The 16,662-nt window shown below is 51.1% G+C and carries 13 protein-coding genes; 8 read left to right on the forward strand and 5 right to left on the reverse strand.

From position 1 onward, the window contains the following. Positions 1–340 precede the first annotated feature (340 nt). From ACKI3C_RS06160 to ACKI3C_RS06170, 3 genes are all read right to left on the reverse strand, one after another. On the reverse strand, positions 341–3,118 hold the full coding sequence (locus ACKI3C_RS06160; protein ID WP_407403117.1) for a M6 family metalloprotease domain-containing protein: 2,778 nt from the start codon (positions 3,116–3,118) through the stop codon (positions 341–343). Positions 3,119–3,135: 17 nt separating this feature from the next. After that, a complete protein-coding gene (locus ACKI3C_RS06165; protein ID WP_407403119.1) occupies positions 3,136–4,839 on the reverse strand; it encodes a M6 family metalloprotease domain-containing protein in 1,704 nt (567 codons plus the stop codon). A gap of 212 nt (positions 4,840–5,051) precedes the next feature. Beyond that, on the reverse strand, positions 5,052–6,062 hold the full coding sequence (locus ACKI3C_RS06170; RefSeq protein ID WP_407403121.1) for an NAD-dependent epimerase/dehydratase family protein: 1,011 nt from the start codon (positions 6,060–6,062) through the stop codon (positions 5,052–5,054). A gap of 155 nt (positions 6,063–6,217) precedes the next feature. Here ACKI3C_RS06170 and ACKI3C_RS06175 point away from each other — a divergent pair, with 155 nt between their 5' ends. Then, positions 6,218–6,595, forward strand: a complete 378-nt coding sequence (locus ACKI3C_RS06175) for a hypothetical protein (RefSeq protein WP_407403123.1) — start codon at positions 6,218–6,220, stop codon at positions 6,593–6,595. A gap of 141 nt (positions 6,596–6,736) precedes the next feature. On the opposite strand, the gene ACKI3C_RS06180 is transcribed toward ACKI3C_RS06175, so the two are convergent. Together ACKI3C_RS06180 and ACKI3C_RS06185 are read right to left on the reverse strand one after the other, a co-directional pair. Further along, on the reverse strand, positions 6,737–8,350 hold the full coding sequence (locus ACKI3C_RS06180) for a hypothetical protein (RefSeq protein ID WP_407403125.1): 1,614 nt from the start codon (positions 8,348–8,350) through the stop codon (positions 6,737–6,739). Positions 8,351–8,588: 238 nt separating this feature from the next. Then, positions 8,589–9,125, reverse strand: coding sequence for a shikimate kinase (locus ACKI3C_RS06185; RefSeq protein ID WP_407403127.1), 537 nt, complete (start codon positions 9,123–9,125; stop codon positions 8,589–8,591). A 68-nt stretch (positions 9,126–9,193) separates the two neighbouring features. Between ACKI3C_RS06185 and ACKI3C_RS06190 the strand changes: the two genes are divergently transcribed. From ACKI3C_RS06190 to ACKI3C_RS06220, 7 genes are all read left to right on the forward strand, one after another. Next, positions 9,194–9,844: a viroplasmin family protein gene (locus ACKI3C_RS06190; protein WP_407403129.1), complete on the forward strand. Its 651-nt coding sequence runs from the start codon at positions 9,194–9,196 to the stop codon at positions 9,842–9,844. A gap of 119 nt (positions 9,845–9,963) precedes the next feature. Further along, positions 9,964–10,263, forward strand: a complete 300-nt coding sequence (gene bamE / locus ACKI3C_RS06195; RefSeq protein ID WP_407403131.1) for an outer membrane protein assembly factor BamE — start codon at positions 9,964–9,966, stop codon at positions 10,261–10,263. A gap of 258 nt (positions 10,264–10,521) precedes the next feature. Further along, a complete protein-coding gene (locus ACKI3C_RS06200; protein WP_407403133.1) occupies positions 10,522–12,465 on the forward strand; it encodes an LTA synthase family protein in 1,944 nt (647 codons plus the stop codon). A 328-nt stretch (positions 12,466–12,793) separates the two neighbouring features. Further along, on the forward strand, positions 12,794–13,597 hold the full coding sequence (locus ACKI3C_RS06205; protein ID WP_407403135.1) for a hypothetical protein: 804 nt from the start codon (positions 12,794–12,796) through the stop codon (positions 13,595–13,597). A 127-nt stretch (positions 13,598–13,724) separates the two neighbouring features. Continuing rightward, positions 13,725–14,438 carry a hypothetical protein gene (locus ACKI3C_RS06210; RefSeq protein ID WP_407403137.1) on the forward strand — a complete coding sequence of 238 codons (714 nt, stop codon included), beginning with the start codon at positions 13,725–13,727 and terminating at the stop codon, positions 14,436–14,438. Between the two features lie 213 nt (positions 14,439–14,651). Continuing rightward, positions 14,652–15,074: a dockerin type I repeat-containing protein gene (locus ACKI3C_RS06215; RefSeq protein ID WP_407403139.1), complete on the forward strand. Its 423-nt coding sequence runs from the start codon at positions 14,652–14,654 to the stop codon at positions 15,072–15,074. A gap of 14 nt (positions 15,075–15,088) precedes the next feature. Then, complete coding sequence (locus ACKI3C_RS06220) at positions 15,089–16,498, forward strand: hypothetical protein (protein WP_407403141.1); 1,410 nt, start codon at positions 15,089–15,091, stop codon at positions 16,496–16,498. Positions 16,499–16,662 lie beyond the last annotated feature (164 nt).

Below are 16,662 nucleotides of genomic sequence, written 5' to 3' on the forward strand. Positions count from 1 at the left end.
CTCAACTTTAGCATGTGAAACCATTTGAGTCTCACCTATTTGCTCCGATTAGCGTCCTGCTGGACGCGGTGCGTGTTGCATTTCTTCCCCCACCGCCACTTCGTTCGGCGGTGGGGGTTATTCAGGTATTGTCCTGCCGGACAATAAATTTGCAATATTTATTATCAAATGCTAAAGTTGAGTTGATTATTTCGGTCGCTTTTGAGGCTGTTTTGGTACCTTTTTGACATTCAGTCGGTCACGAAGCCCGCTTCGCTCCCTCTTCATGCCAAAAATCTACTCAAAACATCTCTCAAAATCGCCTCGACATAATTAATAGAACCCGCCTTTAATCTGTTTCTTAAAGTCCGAGCAGAATGGAAAGGAGAGAGTTGATGTCGGTTACATCTACTGTGCCGTCACCATTCACGTCTTCGCGTCCCTGGTAGTCTTGGCTTGACTGGCCCATGAGGGTAGCAACGATGCAGTTGATGTCGGTCACGTCAAGTGTTCCGTCGCCATTCACGTCGCCTGTCGCGCTGGGAGTGCCTTTGAGGGCCACTGTCTCTACGTTAGACCAGCCTGACTCGCTACCATTGGTGAAGATAGCCTTCACGCGATACTGGTACTCGGCACCGGCAGCGAGGCCTGTCACGGTATAGCTGTTACCTGTAATACCAGTAATGGTTTGCTCATCCTGGTTGCCGTTAACCACTGGTGCTTTGCGGGGCGCGCCTGCGGTCATCACGTCGTCGGCATCGCCGTTGAATATCTGTACGTCATAGATGGTCACTTTCTTTCCGGCCATTGCAGTGAAGCTTACCTTGCCGTTGGTGCTTCCGTCGGTGTTGAGGACGATGGTGTGTTCGGCTTTATTTTCGTTGGTGATAACAATACTTTCCGAAGCGCCGCCGGCCGAGACGGTGAGCGAGTAGTTATTGCCGCCACTGACAGTAGCTGCCGTTATCTTAACTACCACCTTGCCGTCATAACCGCTGAAGTCGAGCGCGGGAGATGTTATGTTGCCTGTTCCCGAGTTGCTTGCCAGTGTCAAGCCACCCACTTCTTGATATACTCTTACTGCCGACCATCCGCTCACGTCGGTGTACTTCGAGATTGAAGACGCGATGTTCTGTGAAGGAGCTGATGTTGTGCACTTAGAGAATGTTTCGTGGAGAAGTTCAGTGAAGTTTTCCATGCCCACGCGGCGCAAGTGCAGCGTGTAGGACTCGACATTGGCGTTCTGGTTCCAGCTTGCGGTGAACGCGTCGGTCTCGATGTTCTCCTCGGCAGCCTTGGCCATCACGGGGTTGCTCTTGGTTGTCACAGTGCGTGTAGCAGACCATGCACTCTCGGTGTCGTCAGTGTAAATGACTTTTACCTTGCAGGTATAGGTGGTGCCGGCGCTCAAGTCGCTAACGAGGCACTCGGTGTCTGTGAGATCTTCAAATGTCTTGTTGTATCCGTTACCGTCGGTCACATTAAGCGTGTAGGTGGCTGCGTTTTCCACTTCGTTCCATGTTACCTTGAACTTGCTGATGGTAATGTCGGCCTGATTGACGGTGTTGATGGTGGGCACGTTTTTCACATAGTTCTTCATGAACCAGAACGAAACGGTACCGTCGCTGTTCTTTGTGATCTCGGTGATGGGCTTGCCCATGTATTTTGATGTGCCGTTATAAAGTGTAGCAGCGGGTGTAGAGGTGTCGGTGAGTTTGTTGTTGCCGTTGTAGGGGTAGAGGTCACCGCTCTCGTTGCTGGTTGAGAGTGTATTATCAGCCGGGATAATTGTCATGCGCTGTGTCGAGGTGTTGTTCACAGTGTTGCCGCTCCATGCGGTAGCGCTATATGTGACATGGTTCACCATCAAGCCCGAGTTGGCCTGATAAGCATACCATCCTGTCTTGGGATTATTCTCCAGGATATAGTACTCATTGCTTGATTGTGAGTTGTAAATCTTTACAGCATTGCCGTTGGCATTACCTATGGGGTTGAGCGTATATTTGGTATTTGCCACAGCGGTGGGAATAGTCATCCAGCCCATGAATTCCTTCTCGTAGGCGGTGTAGCCCGCGGGTGTGTTGCTGTTGCTGCCCAGATAACTGCCGCTACACATTACCGACCACTTGCCCATGCCATAGTAGCCATAATTATAGGTTGTCTCATAGAAGTCGGGCAGACCCAGGCAGTGCGAGAACTCGTGACAGAATGTGCCTATACCGTCAATAGTTGTGGAATAATCGCTGGATCCTGCTGTCTCGCAGAACACGGCAAACTTATCTACTGTGGTAGAACCCATCGTTACTGCACCAGGGCCGTCGCCATAGTAGCCTGCCGACGACAGATACCACTGGCATGGCCAGATGGCGTTGCTTGTAGCACCTTGTGCCTCGCCGGGGCCGGCATAAAGCACGATAACCACATCGGCCTTGCGGTCTCCGTTGTTGTCATATTGTGACCAATCGACATTGGGCAACAGCTTAACAGCATCGGCAACCATCTGTCCCACATGGGCATCGTTGTTGCTAGATGTTCTTTGGCCGTAGTAAGCACGGGTGTTGGGCAGTGTCACAGGACCCAGGATGTCAAACTGGGGTGTGAACTGACCTTGTGACTGATCCTTGAAATACTGCAGGCAGCTCTTGCTGTTAGTGTTGAACTGTGCATTGAATTTGGTTGCTGGGCTAGAGGATCTCATCTTGAAGTCGCTGTAATTGACCAGGACGATGGGAATCCTGGGCGAGCCCGTCTGAGGCACGTCGGCAGTTGCCATCATGGCGGGAGCCTTGCGGGCTTTGTTCTTTCCTCCCATGTTGGCAGGTGCGATGCTCTGCACGGTCATCTCGGCAGCGTTGGCGTTGATGAAGGTCACCTCGGCCTGTGTGCGTGCGCCTTGGTTGTGCGCCCTGATGTTGCTCACTGCTTGAGCGGTCTTGTAATAGAAGTCGCCAGTAGCACTGCGCTCGAGCGTGAGTCCGTCGGTGGTGGTGTAGGTGCTGAAACGCTCATCTCCCACTAGTTTCACGGTGATAGTAGAACCATCGCTCTGTGTGAATGTGAGCGGTGTGGGTATAGCCGGCACAGCGTGTGCAGCTGTCAGCGATAATGCCGCTACGAGGGTTAAGAAAATTTTCTTCATAATCTCTATTGTTTTAGTTATTTTCCAAGAATTGAGTTGATGATGATGTTGGCATCTTTGATGTCAACCGAGCCGTTGCCGTCCACATCGGCGCGTCCGTCGTAGTTGTCGGGCGAGTCTTTGCCCAGGATGATGTTGATGATGATGTTAGCGTCTTTGATGTCAACCGTGCCGTTGTCGTCCACGTCGCCGGGTATTCCTTCATACATGAACCGGAGCGTGATGGTTCCATCGCTGTTCTTTGTGATGCCGGTGATGGGTTTGTGCAGGCGTTTCACGCTACCCTCGCCGGTATAGACGCGAGCCGCGGGTGTAGAGCTGTCGGTGAGTTCGTTGTTACCGTTGTAGGGGTAGAGGTCACCTGCCTCGTTGTAGAGCGAGCATTTGTTGTCGGCAGCCACGATGGTCATGCGCTGGCGCTGGCCGTTGTTGTTAACTGTGTTGGCATTCCACACTTTTGCGTCGTAGTCCACGTGGGTGACCATGAGTCCATCGCTTGCCATGTATTCTTCCCAGCCGGCTTTCTTGCGGTTCTCGATGATGAAGTATTCGTTGCCGGTGGGGTCTTGGTCGTTGGCGATGCGATAGGCTTTGCCGCCAGCGGGCACGGGACTGAGGGTGATGATACTGTTGGGCTCGGCATCTTCAATCTGCATCCAGCCGAAGAAGTCTCGCTCGTAGGCAGTGTAGCCCACGGGCGTGTAGGCGTTGTCGTTGTAGCAGCCGTAGTCCATGAGGCTCCACGACCCCATGCCGTAATAGTTCATGTTGTTGGTTGAGTAGAAGTCGGGCAGACCCAGGCAGTGTGAGAACTCATGGCAGAATGTTCCCACGCCGTCGATGGTCGAACTCTTGTCGCTGGAGCCGTAAATCTCGTTGAACACGGCAAACTTGCTGATGATCACTTCGCCCATGTCGAGGTTTTTGCCATAGTCGCTGCTGTAGAGGTCCCACTGGCATGGCCACACGCTCTCGGAGGGTCCGCCTTGCGCCTCTCCGGTGCCGGCATAGAGCACGATGACCACATCGACATATCCGTCGCCGTCGTTGTCATACTGTGTCCAGTCCACATCCTTGAACATCTCGCATGCTTCGCCCACCATGAGGCCCACGCCCAGGTCGTTGCCGTAGTAGTCATTTCCTCCATACACCTTGCGGTCTTGCGTGAGGTTGGCCACGCCCAGGATGTCGAATTGTGGCGTGAATTTGCCGAACGACTGGTCGGCGAAGTAGTTATAGGCACTCTTCTCGTTGGTGTTGAAATGCTTCTCGAAGTTCTCCTCGGGGTTGCCTTTGAGCTTGAGGTTGTTATATCCCACGAGCACGATGGGAATGCGAGGCGACCCCATGTGCGGAACTTGCGGCTCGTCGTTTTTGAGGGCAGCTTTTGCCTTGGTGCGTCGAGGGGTGTTGCGGTCGCCGGTGAGAAGTGATGCGTTCTCGGCGATGAAGCTTGCCTCGGCTGCGCTGCGCTGGCTCATGTTGTGGGCGAGTACGTTGCTGCTGGCATAGTAGAAGTTGCCGTCGCTGGCTTGGGAGAGAGCCATGCCGTCGAGAGTGCGGTAGCAGTGGCTGCGCTCGTCGCCGGTGAGCTGCACGGTGATGGTGGTGCCGTCGCTCTGCAAGTGCGTGTTTTTTATTCTCTTGGCCGGTACGGCCCAAGATATTGCAGTGATAGACAGCGCAATAAGTGACAGTATGGTTCTTTTTCTAATAGTCATAATTATTTTATTTTTTATATTAAGATGTAAAGTTAGTAATAATTTGTGATAAAACAAGCAAAAAGTGTGATAAATTTTCTAAAAATCCCAAGAATAGTAGGGGATAGTGAGGAATAGTAGGGGATAGTGGGGAATAGTGGGGGATAGTGGGGAATAGTAGGGAATAGTAGGGTTTCAACAAATTAGGTGGGTATAGTTGTGTTACTATGATCTTATAGCCAGCCGGCTTGCTTGTACCAGTCGATGGCTTCGTTGACGCCTTGTTCAAGGTTGTATTGCGCCTTGAAACCGAAGTCGCGCTGTGCCGGCGTGGTGTCGCACAGCCAGTTGCGCTGCTTGAGTATCTTGTGTTTGTCGTTGTTGAGCGTGGTGGGTTTGAGCGTCATCTTGCCATACCACGAGAGGATGGCGCACACAATTTTGACTATCCACAGCGGGCACACGACGGGCAGCACATGCTTCTTGCCCAGTGCCTTGCACACGATGGCACGAAATTCCTTCTGTGTGTAACCCTTGTCCTCGCTCATGTAGTAGGCCTTGCGCAGCGGGCCGCGTTCCAGAGCATCCATTACCCCCCGTGCCAGGTCCTTGACATAGATGAAGGTGAGCATCTGTTTTTTGAATCCCACACTGAAGTCAAATCCCTGCTTGATGCTTTTCATCATGAGGAAGTAGTCCTTCTCGTGAGGACCGTAAACGCCTGTGCAGCGGAATATTGTGTAAGGGTATCCGCTCTTCATCGTCAGGAAGTGCTCGGCTTTGAGTTTCGACATTCCATAGCGTGTGTTGGGGTTGGGTACCATGCCTTCGCCAAATGGGGTGTAACCCTTGTCGTCGCCCATGCCCATGACGCTGAGGCTGCTCATGAGCAGGAACACGCCGGGGGTGGCGTCGAGAAATTCAAGACTATCTACAAGGGTCCTCATGTAGCCGTTGTTGACACGTTCAAACTCAAGGTAGTTGGTACACTTGGTGGCTCCCAGGTTGTGAACCACGTAGTCCCACTTGCCATGCTCGTCGATGTGCTCTTTGAGTTGCTTCTCGAGCACGTCGCTGTCGCTGAAATCAAGTTCGATGAAATTGATGCGAGGGTCTTGCAGGAATTCCCTGTTAGTAGATTTGCGCACTGCGGCCCATGTCTCGTGTCCGCGTTTGAGTGCTTCCTCAACGAGGAATCCGCCTATGAAACCACCGGCACCGGTGATGAGTATTTTCTTGTTCATGTCTTGGATGTCTTGTGTTATTTTGATGCAAAGTTAGTTCATTTTTGTGAATTACTCAAATTTTTACTATCTTTGCGGTGGAATTAAACTAAAAGCGTTTTTAGTAGTCCAAATAGTGACAAACAAATTTAGAAACCACCTAAAATATTACATCTATGAAGAAGATTTACCAACTGATGATAATAATGATACTCGGAGCAGTATCCACTTCATGTGTAAATAATAACCCTTATTATGACGAGCCCTTCCTGGGCACTTGGGATGCAGTGTCTTATGTTGAGTATGACCGCGAGTATGACTTGCGTCCAGGCGAGTGGCATCGCTATGTGTTCTACAGCGACGGAACTGGAGCCTATGAGCAAGCTGATGGTCTGCGTACTCGTTTCTACTGGGATGAATATGGCCGCGACCGTATAGAATTGCGTCACAATGACGGCTTGCATGAGACGCTGTATTTCGACTTCGACCGTGCAGGATATCTGTTGCTCAGCACTCATCGCGATTTCCGCACCTATTTCGTTTACCACTGGTAAAATTAGCGAAACAAGATAGCAAAACGCCCCGGTAACCCAAAAGTTGCCGGGGCGTTATCGTCATGTCATCGTCATCGTAGCGCTGCGTATCGTCATCGTCATCGTAGCGCAGCGTATCGTCATCGTTATCGTAGCGCAGCGTCAAGGATTTTCTTGTGCTTCTTTGAGTCGCTTGATGTGTGCCAGCTCGTGGATTGCGTAGTCGTGGCTGTTGGGGTGGTCGAGCAGGCTGGTGAAGAGTTCTTCGGCTTCGTCGAGCATGTTGAACTCGATGAACAAGAATCCCTTGCGTCGCTTGAGGAATTCAAGCAAGTTGTTCCATTTATCCACGTCGGCATCATTGTCGTTCTTGAGCATTTCCTGCACGTTTTGCTCCAGGCGGTCGATGCTAGCCAGTCCTCTCGCGTCGCCAGTGTTGGCAAGCACGTTGATGTGCTCCATCACATGCGTTATATTGCCTGAACCGACTGCGATGTCGAGGAAATAGTATGCCCTGATGGGATTCGATATCTCCATGTAGCAGAATCCCAGATGATAGCACACATCGTAGAACAGCTCTTGGTAATGACCGTCATCGGCGAAAAAGTTGGGTTTAATCGAGAAGAACAGGTTCTCAAGGTGGAGTATGGCGTCGTAGTAACGCTCTTCGTTGAAGTAGCGCATACCCCAGTAGTAGTTGTAGGCCAAGTTGGTGTTGTCAATGGTCCACAGGAGGTACTGCTCATCGGTGAGCGGCTCGCCGTCGCGATGCTTGATTTGTGTTTCCTTCCACATGTAGTCCACCTCGTCCATTTTCTTCTTGGGCGACGTCTTGTCGACTGCGGTGAGCACCGAGGTGCTGCGGGGCAGTTCTTTTCGTGGCCGCGTGGGGCCTACGGGGTCGGGGACGAGTGTGGCTGTGATGCGCACATAGTGCGATATGTTGTCGTGGCCTGCCTGGGTGACGCACATGGAGATGTGCCTCACTGTGTCGTCGTGCGGCATGGTGTAGGCGAGCGTGGCGGTGGCGCACTCGCTGGTCCATGACGAGGCATCATCGCTCACGATGAGGCCTGGCAGGGAGGTCAAGGCGATGTCTTTGTGGTCGGTGAGCACCTTCACGCCCTGGCTGTTGCTCAGCGTGAGGCTCTTGTAGATGACATCTTGCAGGTCGAATGTGGTGTAGAGGAACAACTTGAGCGTGAACTTGACGGTGTCGTTCTCGCGGTAGGTGAAAGGGGCGCCGTGCTGTGCCTTGATTTCGCCTTCCTCGATCAGGTAATCCTTGTGTTTCGACTTGGCGAGACGAGTTTCCCAGTCGCTGCTGTCGTTGCCAGTGTCCTTGATGGAGTCGTCAATCCATTGCGAAATCGTGCGGTGGTAGTGGAAACAGGCGGCAAGCTTGTTGGAGAACGACTTGTCGTCGATGCGGTCGTCGCTGAATGCGATGTGCATGTGGGCGGTGTTACCGTTGTCGTCAATGCTGTAAGAGAACTTCAGCACTTTCACGCATTGGTTGTAGTTGTTGCATGCGGCACGCACCTCGTTGATATGGTTGGTGTTGACCTCCTTAAACGAGGGATAGAACACGCTGACGAAGCTGTCGTCGCCATCGACCTCGGCAACGAAGTAACCACCTTGATAGGTGAATGCGTAACTGGTGGTGCCGTTTTCCTTGTCCACCTCGCCTTTGCTAGTGATGTTGTTTTTCTTGAGGAAGGTTTCAAGTTCCTTTTTCACCGATATTGTGCCTTGATTGCGCTTGAATGAAAACATAGATAAAAAGTAATTACAGTGTGTTATGGTGGGTTCTATTAATTATGAGAAAAGTTTATTATTTATTTCGGTCGCTTTTGAGCCTGTTTTGGTATCTTTTTGACATTCAGTCGGTCATGAAGCCCGCTTCACTCCCTCTTCATGTCAAAAATCTCCTCAAAACATCTCTCAAAATCGCCTCGACATAATTAATAGAACCCACCTTATGTGGTAATGTAACAGCAATAATCATGCCATGTCACTCCTGCATGAGCAGTCGTGCCAGTGCATGTGCTGTGTTGTCTATTTCCTCGATGCTTTCCAGCAGGGTGGAGTCGAAGGAGAGCATCGCCTTGCTATAATGCTGCTCGCGCTGTGCCAGGTGCGCGGTGACATAGTCCAGCAGGTCGTTATCGTCCATGGCGGCGATGAGCGGCCGTTTAGCCTTCTGCTCGGGCAGCGACAGGCGTGAGGCGATGCGCTGTGCCGATGTGGTGAGCCAGATGGTGGTGCCGCGGCTGTTCATGAGTTCCATGTTGCCGGGCTGACAGGGTGTGCCGCCGCCGCATGCCACGATGACTCCGGGCATTGCAGCCACCTCGTCGAGGCAGCGGCGCTCTATCTCGCGGAACCCTTGCTCGCCCACCTGGGCAAAGATTTCCTTGACGGTGGCTTCGCAGCGTTCCTCGATGTAGTCGTCGAGGTCAATGAAGGGCAGGTGCATGTGGCGCGCAAGAGCCATGCCCAGTGTGGTCTTGCCGCAACCCATATAGCCGATGAGAAAAATAGTGTTCATAATAATGCAAAGGTACACAAAATTTCAATAATATTTTGTACTTTTGCAAAAAAAAAGAAATCAAACCGATGGCAGGAAACCGAAGCAAGTGGTATGTAGTGTGGGTTGGCACCGAACCCGGAGTGTGCGACTCGTGGGCCGAGTGCGAGGCTCGTGTGAAGGGTTATCCCGGAGCACGCTACAAGGCGTTTGACAACCAGGAAGACGCGGTGATGGCGTTTCGCAATGGCGGCGACGACGAGATGGCGCTGCTGCGTGCCATTGCCCACCATGACCCTGTGGTGCATGTCAACTATGAGGCCATTCCCGAGATTGTCAAGGAAAGCATCGCCGTGGATGGCGCATGCAGCGGCAATCCCGGCATGATGGAATACCGTGGCGTGGATGTGCTCACGGGCGCCGAGCTGTTTCACCAGGGGCCGTTCCCCGATGCAACCAACAACATAGGCGAGTTCCTGGCACTGGTGCATGCCCTGGCATTCTTCCACAACACTAATCAGCCTCACATAGCCATCTACAGCGACAGCCGCACCGCCATGGCATGGGTGCGTAACCGCAAGTGCAACACCAAGCTCGAACGCACCGAGCGCAATGCACGCGTGTTTGAACTCATAGCCCGAGCCGAGCACTGGCTCAACACACACACGCCCATGAACCGCATCATCAAGTGGGAGACCGACAAGTGGGGAGAGATTCCCGCCGACTTCGGCCGCAAGTGAGCTGCAATATTGTGCAATAAATATTACAATGTCCTTTTTTTACAAGCTGCAAGGTTACATAAGTTGTAATTTTGCAGCGTAATTATTAATGTTTGTAATTCAAAAAGGAGAGATTGACTATGAAAAAGATTATTATTGCACTCGCAGTTATGATGAGTATCACAGCGACAAGCTGTATCGCCACACGCTCGACAACACAGGTGGCAAAGGTAGAAGTGGGAATGGACAAAAACGACGTGAGGAAGCTGCTGGGCCAGCCCGAGACCAAGAATGGCGACCTCATCAGCGAGCAGTGGGTTTATCGCAAGATGCTGGGCGAAATCGCCGAACCTGTCGAGACCTACTTCCTCGTCAACTTCAATGCCGACGGCAAGGTGATAGCCTACCAGTCGATACCTGCTCACCGACACATGAGATAAAGCCACACGCGCGATTTTTGATTTAGTTTTAGAATTCGGCCGAGGGATCCAGAAGCAATCCCCCTCTGGTCGATATTTTTTTTGTTAGTGCATTGTCACGTTTGGGCATTTTTTTGTAACTTTGTGCATCGTTAATAACTATTCACCAATAGGATTCCCCCGCGCGGATTTCACAGATCTCACGGATGGATTATATTGAAGAGATCTGCGCGGGGAGTCCTAAAAAGTTTTTGGTGAATAGTTCCGCAACTTTATAAAATGAGGAAATTGAATAAAAAGATACTAAACTGCAATGTGTGCACTGCTGCGCGCAATCTCGCGTTGGCCTATGTGATGTGGATGTTTACCCGGTTGGTGTTCTTCGTGGTGAACTGGAGTGTGTTTGCCCCTGGGCTCACGTGGACGTCGTGCATGACCATGCTGCGCGGGTCGCTGGTGTTTGACACCACGGCGATACTCTATGTCAACAGCCTGTTCCTGGTGCTCATGCTGTTTCCCCTGCACTTCAAGGAGCGCGAGGGTTTCCACAAGGGGCTGCGGTGGCTCTTTGTGGCGACCAACGCTGTGGCGCTGCTCAGCAACATTGTCGATTCGGTCTATTTCCAGTTTACGGGCCGTCGCAGCACGGTGAGCGTGTTCAGCGAGTTTGCCCGCGAGGACAACATCACGTCGATATTCATGAGCGAGTTTGTGTCCCACTGGTACCTGGTGCTTGTGTTTGCCTTCGTGGTGTGGGCGTTGTGGAGATGCTACACCGCTGCATCGCTCACGTGGTGGCACAGCCGCAAGGTGTATTACTGGGTGCAGGTGCCAGCGCTGTTGCTGGCTGTGCCCCTTGCCATAGTGGGCATAAGGGGCAGCGTGTTTGCAGGCACGATGCCCATTACTATCAACAATGCCAACCAGTATGCCTCCCGTGCTGCCGAGGTGTCGCTGGTGCTCAACACGCCGTTTACCATGATACGCAGCATAGGCAAGCAGGCCTTCGTTACCCCCGATTATATGCCCGTTGACGAGATGGAGCGCACGTTCACGCCCGTCGTGGAACCGCTGCCTGGCGATAGCGCCGTGTTGCGTGGAAAGAATGTGGTGGTGCTCATCATGGAGAGCCTGGGCAAGGAATACACGTCTTATTATAATGGTGGGGTAGGAGGGCACACGCCTTTCATCGACTCGATAGCATCGCAGTCGCTCACGTTCAAGTACAGTTTTGCCAACGGGCGCAAGAGCATGGACGCCATGCCGTCGATCTTGTGCGGCATACCCATGTTTGTCGAGCCGTTCTTCCTCACGCCCGCGTCAACCAATGAGATCACCGGCTTGTCGCGGCAGTTGGGCGAGATGGGGTATCACAGCGCATTTTTCCATGGTGGTCACAACATCTCGATGGGATTCAGTGCTTTTGCCCATGCGATAGGCTTCAACACCTACACCGGCCTTGACGAGTATTGCGAGTCGCCCAAGTATCATGGCATGGACGACTTCGACGGCAAGTGGGCGATATGGGACGAAGAGTTCTTGCAGTTTTTTGCCGACTCGCTGCAAGTGATGCGTCAGCCGTTTGTCACAACGTTTTTCAGTGCCACCACTCATCATCCGTTTGCCATTCCCGAGCGTTACAAGGGCATTATCAATGAGAGCGGACACCCCATGAACACTTGCTGGCGATATACCGACATGGCGTTGCGCAGGTTCTTTGATCGTGTGAGCCGCGAGCCGTGGTACAGCAACACCGTCTTTGTGATTGTTGCCGACCACACCAACCATGCCGAGCGTGCCGAGTACCTGACCGACCTTGGTGTCTTTGAGGTGCCCATCATCTTCTACACCCCCGACGGATCGCTCAAACCGCAGCTGCGCGACGACGTGGTGGCACAGCAAATCGACATCAGCCCCACGTTGCTGCACCTGCTGGGCTATGACAAGAGGTTTATGTCGTTCGGCAAAGACTTGCTTCATGCTCCAGAGCACTCGTGGGCAGTGAACTACAACAACGGCATCTATCAGCTAGTGCAGGACAACCTGTTGCTGCAGTTTGACGGCGAAAAGACTGTGGGGCTATATGATTACCGCAGCGACCGCCTTCTCAAGCACAACCTTGCCGGCTCCAATCCTGCCCAGCTTGCGATGGAGAAGAAACTCAAAGCCATCATCCAGCAGTACATGAAGCGCATGAATGAAAACCGTCTTGTCGAGAAATAACCAATTCAAGACATTCGCTTCGTGTGAGTGTCTATAGATAAAAATCAGTGCTCAATCTCGGTTCAAGGTTGAAAGAAGCACAGCATCGCCGCATGTTGGTAATTGAAAAGTGAAACAAATCAGGTGTGATTTTAAGCATTTTGAAAAAAATATCGGTAATTTATTAAATAAATTTTCATATTTGCGGAAATTTTATTAACTTTGCAGTGCAAAATAATATATTTGAAGTCAATCTTAGGATTGTCAACACGAAGATGGGCTGAAATAGATTGTTGATACATTTGCAGTTTTTTTTGAAATTTAATTTTTAATCAATAAACTATTTATTATGAAAAAAGGTTTACTTTTTGGTATGATGTTGCTTGCAGCATCGAGCATGTTTGCTGAAGACAAAGAAGTTACAGTAGGTTCAGCCGATGGCAACTACGGCGGTTATGGCGCCAACAACTGCCCCATGTTCTCTTATTACGAGTGCAGTGAGACTGAGGTTCTATACAAAGCTGCCGATCTACAGGGCGTTCTTCCTGCTGGTAAAATTTCAAAGATAGCTTATGCTGCTTACGGCGGTGATTCTGATTTCGCTGCGGGCTACTCTATTTGGCTTGAAAACACCAATGACACTTCGGTGGGTGGTGATGATGGCTTGACATTCAAGTCAACCAACGACATGACACTTGTTTACAAGGATGATGGTAAGTCTTCTACAGCAAATCCCGCTGAAGTTGTGAACGGTTCGTATGATAATCCTGGATATTTTGGATTTGAGTTGGCCGAGCCCTTCGAGTACACAGGCGGTGGCCTTCGCATTCACTTTAGATCAGAATCATACTGGTACAACCAAACTGATATATGCTTCGTTCAGGACCTTACCCAAATCTTTGAAGGCGGTGACGACCCCAACTGCATCCTGCGTTACGGCTACGGCAACTGGGGCAGCCCCAAGGTTCTGGATCCCGGCCGCATGTTCCCCGTTGTTAAGTTCACAGTTGAAGACACCCCCACTGCTGTCAACGATGTAGCTGTTGAGGAAGTTAAGAACGTAACTTACTACAACATCTACGGCCAGAAGGTTGACGCCGACGCTAAGGGTCTCGTTATCTCTAGCGAGGGCAAGAAGTTCATCCGCAAATAATCTATAAAAGAGTATATTATAAATGATTCTCTGGGCCGCCACGCACCACTGCTAGCGGCTTAGAGAATTGTCGCAAAAAGAGGGCATGTCACTTTGCCCGACAAGAACTCACTAACAATAGTTGACTATGAGAAAATTATTTTCTGTTTTATTACTTGCAACCGTGTTGCCATTGTTCTCGTGGGCTCAAGATAGCAAGGGGTCGATTTTAATTACCCAGAAAGACGGCACCAGGCTGAGCATTCCCCGCTCGGGTGTGGAGAAAATCACATTTGACACCATCCAGCTGAGCGCCCTTGAGGAAGTGGACCTGGGGCTGAGCGTCAAGTGGGCCAATGTGAACATTGACGTTACCCAGCCGAGCAAGGTCGTTTCATCGCCCGAGGAGTGCGGCGGATATTTCGGATGGGCCGATCCCACCGGACTCAAAACCAGCGACAACAAGAACGACTATCCTAGCTATTCTCGCCCCAAGAAAATCAGTGGCACACAGTATGACATCGCTACCCAGCAGTTGGGCGACGAATGGCGATTGCCCACCGCAGCCGAGTTTGAAGAACTGCTCACGCTCAAGCACGAGCAAGTGACCGTCAACGGCATGGCCGGCATTCAGTTCACTGCCGAGAACGGCAATTCGATTTTCCTCCCCTTGGCAGGCTATCGCTACAAGGAGAATGTGTTCCACACCGGCATGTATGGTTACTACTGGAGTGGCGACCTCAACTCTGTCCTTGACTGGATGGCAGTTGAACTTAACCTGGGCGAAGGCTTCAACCGCACGTCAAACAACGCTGTTTACAATGGTTGCTCGGTAAGAGCCGTAAAAGCGACTGCCAAATAAACCTAATTTTTTGACTAAAAGAACTATTAACTGAAAGAAATTTTAATAATTTTTTTTCAGTGAGAGTTTTTAGACTAAAAGAAAGACAAATTTTAAACTACGGATTTTTGATTTATTCTGACAAAAGGAAATTGTTTTAATTTCTTTCAGGTAAAAAAATCTTATAATTTTGAATAATTTCTTTCAGTAAAAAATAAAACAACATTCATAATTATGAAAAAAATATTATTTGCAGCATTTGCAGCATTAGCAATGTTCCAGACAGCCTGGGCTGATTACAGCAAAGACAATCTAGTTGTTCAAACCAAAGAAGGCGGCGAATCTACTTACAGCCTCACCACACGCCCTGTAATGAAATTTAACGGCGGCGAGATGATTCTCAAATCGGGAAGCGAAGAGTTTAAGTTTGCCCTTGGCAATGTGCAGCAGATCATCTTTGCAGGTGGCCAAGTGTTCCCGAAAGGTGACGTGAACGGTGACGGCACTGTTGATGTGAGCGATGCCAACAGCGCCTTTAATGTTGTGCTGGGTGTCGTAGATGCCAGTGTATATGGCGGTCGTGCCGACGTGAACGGCGATGGCGTGGTCGATGTAGCCGATGCCAATGAGATTATCAACCTCATCCTGAACAACTAATATAAGACACTGTCATGAAAACAAAGATATTAACTCTTGTTCTTGCGGTATCGTTATTCTCGCTCAACTCGATGGGCGAGACCAAGCGATATGTCCTGCACATCAACAAGACCGATAATACGGTCGAGAAATATGATACCGAAGATATCGAGTCTTTAGAGAGCAACCCTGCTCCCGATGACCAGAGATTTGAGGCGGTTGACCTGGGCCTGTCGGTTGAATGGGCCACTGCCAACCTTGACGTTCACCGCTCAACCAAGGTGGCCAAGGGTCCCGAGGGACAAGGCGGCCACTACGGCTGGGGAGACCCCACAGGTAACATGACCGTTCAGCCCGACAACGCTAGCTGGACTCCCTACGAGCCCGACCGCGCTAAGTGCCTGTCATACTACGGCGGCGAGAATCCTCCCAAGGACATCTGCGGCACCGACCTCGACATCGCTCGCGTGCACTGGGGCGGCGAGTGGCGCTTGCCCTCTCGTGCCGAGCAAGACGAGCTGCGCGAGAAATGCACCTGGACCAAGGAGACACTGAACGGCGTTACCGGCTATCGCGTTACCGGCCCCAACGGCAACAGCATCTTCCTGCCCGCTGCAGGCTTCCGCTTTGCTTCAAGCAACTTCGGCGGTGATTACCTGAGCTACTACTGGAGCGGTACACTCAACCCCAACCCCGGTTACTCAGACTACGCTTACTATCTCGAGACCTCTCCCGACTACTACGAGTGGCTCAGCGCTGCCCGCTACATCGGACAGAGCGTGCGTGCCGTGCGAGATGCCCACAACACCATCCTCACCCTGAAAAGCGGTGAGAAGCATGTGTATCGCATCGACGAGATCAAGAGCATCACCATCGAGGAATTCACGACCGACGAGGACTACTACGAGGCTGTTGACCTGGGTCTGCCCAGCGGAACCAAGTGGGCTGCTGTGAACCTCGACATCGACCAGTATGACTATGCCGCTCCTGCTCCCGAGGTGCTGGGTGGATACTACGGCTGGGGCGATCCCACAGGCCGCAACCACTCGGAGAACGAGGACGACTACCCCCGCTACGACAGCGAGAAGAGCATCAGCGGCACCGACCTCGACCTCGTGCACATCTACTGGGGCGGAGCATGGCATCTGCCCTCAATGGAAGAATGCGAGGAACTGCGCAACGAGTGCACATGGACCTGGGATACCGTTAACGGCAAGCCTGGCTACCGTGTCACTGGCAAGAACGGCAACAGCATCTTCCTGCCCACATCGGGCTGGCGCATAGGCGAGAAAATTGACCAAAGCTATGTCAACACCCACGGCTACTACTGGAGCGGCACCAACGTGACCTCTTTCTATGTTTACGAGATTGCGTTCTCACAGAAGTATCAGTGGTACTACAACTACCGCTACAACGGATACCAAATGCGTGGTGTGAGAAAATAATTTTTTTGACAGAAACTGAAAGAACCGCACAACCCGCAGTTTTTAGACAAAAGAAAAGAAGTTTTTTTTGACAAAAGAACATAAGAATAAAAATTATTTTAATTATTTTAATTTCTTTCAGTGTAACACGCAGTTTTTTTGACATAAGAACAGCAGTTTTTTGA

It is taken from the genome of Sodaliphilus sp., from assembly GCF_045598405.1.
Classification (GTDB): domain Bacteria; phylum Bacteroidota; class Bacteroidia; order Bacteroidales; family Muribaculaceae; genus Sodaliphilus; species Sodaliphilus limicaballi.